The organism is Acidithiobacillus sp. HP-11, assembly GCF_015100075.1.
GTDB classification, from domain to species: Bacteria; Pseudomonadota; Gammaproteobacteria; order Acidithiobacillales; family Acidithiobacillaceae; genus Acidithiobacillus; species Acidithiobacillus thiooxidans.
Map to the genome: position 1 here is coordinate 33913 of NZ_JACKYY010000030.1, position 6418 is coordinate 40330.

Annotated in this window: 6 protein-coding genes and 1 tRNA gene; 5 read left to right on the plus strand and 2 right to left on the minus strand. The window is 52.1% G+C overall.

What is annotated here, in order from left to right; all coding sequences use genetic code 11:
- Nucleotides 1-14: 14 nt before the first annotated feature.
- A complete protein-coding gene (locus H7F08_RS09870; RefSeq protein ID WP_193640463.1) occupies nucleotides 15-1322 on the minus strand; it encodes an arsenic transporter in 1308 nt (435 codons plus the stop codon).
- Nucleotides 1323-1378: 56 nt separating this feature from the next.
- Between H7F08_RS09870 and H7F08_RS09875 the strand changes: the two genes are divergently transcribed.
- Genes H7F08_RS09875 through H7F08_RS09885 form a run of 3 tightly spaced genes read left to right on the plus strand, consistent with a single transcriptional unit; the run spans nucleotide 1379 to nucleotide 2751 of the window.
- On the plus strand, nucleotides 1379-1780 hold the full coding sequence (locus tag H7F08_RS09875; RefSeq protein ID WP_226986196.1) for an ArsR/SmtB family transcription factor: 402 nt from the start codon (nucleotides 1379-1381) through the stop codon (nucleotides 1778-1780).
- Nucleotides 1767-2258 carry an arsenate reductase ArsC gene (locus H7F08_RS09880; RefSeq protein ID WP_193640464.1) on the plus strand — a complete coding sequence of 164 codons (492 nt, stop codon included), beginning with the start codon at nucleotides 1767-1769 and terminating at the stop codon, nucleotides 2256-2258. Before H7F08_RS09875 ends, H7F08_RS09880 begins: the two co-directional genes overlap by 14 nt.
- A gap of 4 nt (nucleotides 2259-2262) precedes the next feature.
- Nucleotides 2263-2751: a VOC family protein gene (locus H7F08_RS09885; protein WP_193640465.1), complete on the plus strand. Its 489-nt coding sequence runs from the start codon at nucleotides 2263-2265 to the stop codon at nucleotides 2749-2751.
- 234 nt (nucleotides 2752-2985) lie between these two features.
- On the opposite strand, the gene uvrB is transcribed toward H7F08_RS09885, so the two are convergent.
- Nucleotides 2986-5013: an excinuclease ABC subunit UvrB gene (gene uvrB, locus H7F08_RS09890; protein WP_193640466.1), complete on the minus strand. Its 2028-nt coding sequence runs from the start codon at nucleotides 5011-5013 to the stop codon at nucleotides 2986-2988.
- A 114-nt stretch (nucleotides 5014-5127) separates the two neighbouring features.
- On the opposite strand from uvrB, the gene H7F08_RS09895 reads away from it, so the two are divergent.
- Both H7F08_RS09895 and H7F08_RS09900 read left to right on the plus strand, forming a co-directional pair.
- Nucleotides 5128-5204: transfer RNA gene (locus H7F08_RS09895), tRNA-Arg, on the plus strand.
- A gap of 111 nt (nucleotides 5205-5315) precedes the next feature.
- Entirely contained in the window at nucleotides 5316-6395 is a 1080-nt protein-coding gene (locus H7F08_RS09900) for a site-specific integrase (protein WP_031572436.1), read from the plus strand.
- Nucleotides 6396-6418 lie beyond the last annotated feature (23 nt).

The window sequence follows — 6418 nt, forward strand, 5'->3', positions numbered from 1 at the left end:
AGTCGCCAAGGACCTTAGACCAGAGGCAACCACCAGGCCAGCATCAACAGAGTCAAAAACAATACGGGTGGAGTGATGAGCAGACCGGTTTTCATATATTGCCCCCATCCCACGGTGACGCCCTTACGGCTGAGCACATGCAACCAGAGCAAGGTGGCCAGACTGCCGATGGGCGTAAACTTCGGCCCCAGATCGCAACCGATGATGTTGGCATAAATCATGATTTCACGGAGCATGGGATCCGCCGTGGCAGGTAGATGATGAATAGCCAGCGCACCCACCAGCACAGCGGGCATATTGTTCATGATCGAAGACAGCAGCGCGGCCATGAAACCGGTGCCCAGCGCCGCCACTACCGGACCATGGCTGGCAAAATCATGGAGTGCTATGGTCACAAAATGGATCAGTCCGGCATTGCGTAAACCATAAACCACCAGATACATGCCCAGACTGAACACCACAATGGCCCAGGGAGCGCCGCGCAACACCTTGCGCACCGGAATCTGTGCATCGCGACCACCCTGCAACCAGCGACCAGCCAAAGCCAACATGATCAAGGCCCCGGTTCCGGTGACTACCGACACGGGTACATTCCAGTGCGCCGTCACAAAATAGGCTACCAACAATAAGATAAGCACTGGAAAACTGGCACGAAACACCAGATGATCTTTAATGACCGTCGCCGGATCCGGCAAATGCGCCGTAGGATAACTGCCTGGCAAACTGCGTCGGAAATACAGCCAGAGAACCGCCAAAGTGGAAAGCAATGCCACAATATCAACGGGCACCATGACGGTCGCATATTGTGAAAAGGAAATATTAAAATAGTTGGCGCTGACAATGTTCACCAGATTGGAAATCATCAACGGCAAACTGGTGGTATCGGCGACAAAGCCAGTAGCAATAATAAAAGCAAAAGTCGCTGTGGGTGAAAAATCCAGACGGAGCAAAATGGCCATCACAATGGGCGTCAACAAAAGAGCGGCGCCATCATTGGCAAAAACCGCAGCAATACAAGCACCCAACAAGACAATCAGGACAAAGAGCAAGCGACCGCGTCCCCCGCCCCAACGCGCTACATGCAGGGCTGCCCAGTGGAAAAATCCGGCCTCGTCCAGAATCAGGGAAATGATAATCAGGGCTACAAAGGTAAAGGTAGCATCCCAGACGATGTGCCAGACAATAGGAATATCGCTCCAGGTAATGACGCCCGTTGCCAGGGCAACGACCGCCCCGCCCATGGCACTCCAGCCTATGCTCAGGCCTTTGGGTTGCCAGATGACCAAAATCAGGGTGACGAGAAAAATGACTACGGCCAGCATGGGGCTATACTCCAGTCGATTGGAAAGTGACGTTAGTCTTGACGAGGCGTTGATACTTGTCAATACTACAAGAAATGTTCGCGGGTAGAATGATGGAAATTTCAAAAGAAACGGAAAATGTTATTCAGCAACTGGAGTCGCTAGCCTCTCCCGTGCGCCTGGAAATTTTCCGCTTGCTCGTTGAACAGGAGCCCACAGGACTGGTATCCGGTGATATTGCCGAACATCTGGACCAACCCCACAATGGTATCTCCTTTCATCTGAAAAGCCTTCAACATGCCGGTCTGGTTACGGTGCAACGCGAGGGTCGTTATCAACGCTATCGGGCTGACATGAGCGTAGTTCGGGCATTAGTCGCCTATCTGACAGAAAATTGCTGTCGTGGTACCCGGAATTGTTCTTTACCCCAACCTGCAAATCTGCCACTTGACGAGGAAGTACTGAATGAAAACTCCTGAAATCCTGTTTCTTTGCACCGGAAATTCCTGCCGTTCCATTCTTGCCGAAGTCACCATGAACGGACTGGCCGATTCACGTCTGCACGCGACCAGTGCCGGAAGCCATCCTGCGGGTTATGTTCATCCGCGTTCGATACAGCTTCTCCAGCAGGAGGGGTTTGCCACGGAAGGCCTGAGCAGCAAATCCTGGGATGAACTGAAAACCACGCCGGACATTGTCATTACTGTTTGTGCCAGTGCTGCTGGCGAGGCCTGCCCCGCCTACCTCGGGCCTGCCATCCGCGCACATTGGGGGGTGGAAGATCCGGCCAAGGCCACCGGCAGCGAGGCAGAAATTGATGCGGCTTTTCAAACGGCATACCGTATTCTCCGGCACCGCATTGAAGCCTTGCTGAAATTGCCTGTTGCTGAATGGCTCGAAAAAGATCCCACTCAGTTAAGGCAGGAACTGAATCGCATTGGCAGCATGGAACCCTGAGCGTATGGATACAACCAATCAGAACCCGGTGATGTTTCCTGCTGCCCAGGAATTTCATCTCAGTTTCCGGGTCAGCAACCTAGCCGAAAGCACTCGTTTTTACGAGCACTTTCTGGGGGTCGCGCCCAAACAGAGCACGGCACGCTTCAGCACTTTTATCGTCCCGCATTTGTGCCTGAATCTCGTTATTCTGGTGAATGACCAGGGAGAAGCGCTGGACACTTACAGCCTTTACCATGTGGGGCTGGGTGTGAAAGACCGGGCGGCAGTCATCGAAAGCTATCATCGCGCCATGGCGGCAGGTGCCGAAATTGTTAAACCGCCCCGCACCACCTGGCGCGGTACGCCTCTACATGAACTTTGGCTGCGGGATCCTACGGGATACAACATTGAAGTGTACGCCCGCCTGACTGATGCCGAACTGGCAGAAATGCCCGCTGATCAGGAGCCGTTTTTCCTGGTAGCGGGTACTGAACCGAAAGAAAACGCCTAATTTATCATGAAGCTAAAAACGGCAGTTGCCGTGGGTGCTTTGCAGCGACTTTTGTTCTGAGCCGTTGTTGTTCTTGGCGAAATCCTGCGCCCGTCAGGAGAGCTGTCTGAGCCCGCAGGGCGAGTTCTCTCCTGACAGCAGGATGAGCCCTAGAACAACAGTCGAGGAACAACGGAGCAAAAAGCACCCACGGCAACTGCCGTTTTTTGGATGAATGATCTAACCGGTCTGGTATTAGTCTTCTAACAAAGACACTTCCAGATCGGTACCCAACAGACGGGTTTCCAGTTTTTTTATTTCGTCCCGCAATGCTGCCGCCTGTTCAAATTCCAGGTTGCGCGCATGGCGGAACATTTCCTCTTCCAGCTCCTTGATTTTTTTGGCAACTGCTTTCGGATCATTGAGCAAGCGATAAGTGCTGTTTTTCTCCGCCACCTTCGCTGCAGGTTGGGCATTACGTCGATACACACCCTCAATAATATCCGCTACCGGCTTCACAATGCCTTTGGGGGTAATATGGTGGACCGCATTAAAATGCACTTGCTTTTCGCGGCGGCGATCTGTCTCTGCCATGGCCGCCGCCATGGATTTGGTGATCTGATCCGCATACAAAACCGCTCGACCGTGCAAATTCCGGGCTGCCCGGCCAATGGTCTGAATCAACGAGCGCTCCGAGCGCAGAAAGCCCTCCTTGTCTGCATCCAGAATCGCCACTAACGCCACTTCGGGCATATCCAGCCCCTCACGCAGCAGGTTAATGCCAATCAGCACATCAAATACGCCTGCACGTAAATCCCGAATAATTTCCACCCGTTCAACTGTTTCAATATCTGAATGCAAATAGCGGCATTTGATACCCAAGTCGTGCAGATAGTCGGTCAAGTCTTCTGCCATACGCTTGGTCAGGGTAGTAACCAGAATGCGCCAGCCACTGCGGATGACTACATGGATTTCACTAATCAAGTCATCGACCTGGCCTTTTGCCGGGCGTACCTCCACGAGCGGGTCCACTAATCCGGTAGGCCGCACCACCTGCTCGACAATCTGCCCGGAGTGCTCCATTTCATAGGGTCCGGGAGTTGCCGAAATCATGATGGTCTGGGGCATGAGTGCTTCAAACTCAGGAAACATCAGGGGTCTATTATCCAGCGCAGAAGGCAGGCGAAAGCCATATTCCACCAGAGTCTCCTTGCGAGAGCGATCCCCCTTGTACATCCCCCCGAACTGGGGCACGGTGACGTGAGATTCATCAATAAACAGTAAAGCATTGGGTGGCAGGTAATCCATCAAGGTAGGCGGTGCCTGCCCGGCGCTTCTTCCCGATAAATAACGGGAATAATTTTCGATACCCGAGCAATATCCCAACTCTGCCATCATCTCCAAATCAAAACGGGTGCGTTGCTCCAGACGTTGGGCTTCTACCAGTTTATTGGCCTTGCGGAGATCTTCAAGACGCTGCCGCAATTCATCCTTGATACTGTCCAGCGCTTCCAGAATTTTCTCTCTGGGGGTTACATAATGGCTTTTGGGATAAATGGTATAGCGCGGCAAACGCACAATGGTTTTCCCCGTGAGCGGATCAAAAAGCGAAACCCGTTCAATTTCCTCCCCGAATAATTCCACCCGCACGGCTTCGTCTTCACTTTCTGCGGGCCAGATATCAATCACATCACCGTTAACCCGAAAGTTACCGCGTTTCAGTTCCAATTGGTTACGGGTGTACTGCATTTCTGCCAGCCGCTGAAGAATCGCACGCTGATCCATGACGTCGGATTCGCGCAAATGCAAAATCATGCCATGATATGAAGCGGGATCACCCAGTCCGTATATGGCGGAGACCGTCGCCACAATAATGACGTCAGACCTTTCGAGCAGAGCTTTCGTCGCGGAAAGGCGCATCTGCTCAATATGGTCATTAATGGAAGCATCTTTTTCAATAAAAGTATCCGAAGACGGGACATAGGCCTCCGGCTGATAATAATCGTAATAACTGACAAAATACTCGACGGCGTTATGCGGAAAAAAACTGCGCATTTCTGCATAGAGCTGCGCCGCCAGAGTCTTGTTGGGGGCCATGATAATGGCTGGGCGCTGGGTCGTGGCAATGACATTGGCAACTGTAAAGGTCTTCCCGGAACCGGTTACCCCCAGAAGCGTCTGGAAAAATTCTCCGTCCGTCAGCCCCTGGACCAGCTGACGAATCGCCTCCGGCTGATCGCCCTGGGGCGAAAAGCAGCTTTCCAGAATGAGGCTTTTGTCCATTGGCCACTCCACGAATTACATTTGGTTTACTTCAATGCAGATCTACGCCCTTCCCTGATCACGATGCCTACTTTACAATATATCGGCTTGTACAAACATCCGTTGTTCGTTCATGCGCCTGTAGCTCAACTGGATAGAGCAACGGCCTTCTAAGCCGTAGGTCAGGGGTTCGAGTCCCTTCAGGCGCACCATATAAATCATTAAGTTACATAAGTTATCATCTTTGTTCATTACTCAATATTGAATTTTCGCTCAATAAATGCTCAAATGGGCATTCAGACCGTTGAGCGGAGAGCGACAATTTGGCATCCATCGGACCCAGGTACGATAGAGATAAAAACCTGATTGGCTGGCAAGCGAGGGTGATCAGGAAAGGGTTCCCGACGCGCTCTAAAACTTTTCGCGGAAAAAAGGAAGCTGAACAATGGGCGCGATCCATTGAAAGCGAGATGGATAAGGGCGTCTGGCGGGATTATAGCCGCGCCGAGACAACAACCGTTGCAGACATGCTTGCACGGTATGCGCGCGAGGTTCTACCCGACAAGAAAGCGAGACAAAGCACTGAATCGCTGATTAAAATTCTTACTGAGTCAGAACTGGGGCACATGCCGCTTGCCGCCGTATCGCCAGAATCTGTCGCCGCATACAGGGATCACCGGCTCAAGACAATCAGTAAGAAAACCGGAAAGCCGGTCGCGCCGCAGACGGTGCGACATGCCCTGTCACTACTCTCGCGCGTAGTAAACATTGCGATGAAAGAGTGGGGGATACCTCTTGCGCACGGCAATCCTTGTTTACAGATCAAAATGCCTACACCGGCAAAGTCTAGAGATCGCCGCCTGCTAGATGACGAAGAGACAAGGTTGCTGATCGCCTGCGCTGAATCACGTAACCCGTATCTGCGCCCTGCCGTCATTTTCGCCATACAGACCGCTATGCGGGCCGGGGAGATGCTGGAGAAGTGGGAACTGAATAAAGAATCCGGAAGCCAAGAAAAAAAAAGCATTGGCCTCCAATGGTCAGACGTGGATCTGCAAAAGCGGACGGCGCACTTGCCCACTACAAAGAACGGCGAGGCTCGAACGGTGCCATTGTCCAGCCGTGCCATTCGAGTATTGAGTGACTTGCCACACAATCCAAACGATCCGCGCGTATTTGGTACAACATACGAAGGCATCCATCAATCATTTGTCCGTGCCTGCAAACGGGCTGGCATAGAGGATTTACGCTTTCACGATCTGCGCCATGAGGCTACCAGCCGGTTTTTCGAAAAAGGGCTACGGGAAATGCAGGTAGCAGCCATTACTGGTCACAAAACCTTGCAGATGTTAAAACGGTACACCCACCTGAAAGCAGAAGATTTGGCAAAGCTGTTGGGTTGAAGAGCGCCTTTTATTCTTAACCA

What these genes read in the sequence shown, in the direction of transcription:
- H7F08_RS09870 (WP_193640463.1), bottom strand. Translation starts at nt 1,322, where the DNA reads ATGCTGGCCGTAGTCATTTTTCTCGTCACCCTGATTTTGGTCATCTGG.
- H7F08_RS09880 (WP_193640464.1), top strand. Translation starts at nt 1,767, where the DNA reads ATGAAAACTCCTGAAATCCTGTTTCTTTGCACCGGAAATTCCTGCCGT.
- H7F08_RS09885 (WP_193640465.1), top strand. Translation starts at nt 2,263, where the DNA reads ATGGATACAACCAATCAGAACCCGGTGATGTTTCCTGCTGCCCAGGAA.
- uvrB (WP_193640466.1), bottom strand. Translation starts at nt 5,013, where the DNA reads ATGGACAAAAGCCTCATTCTGGAAAGCTGCTTTTCGCCCCAGGGCGAT.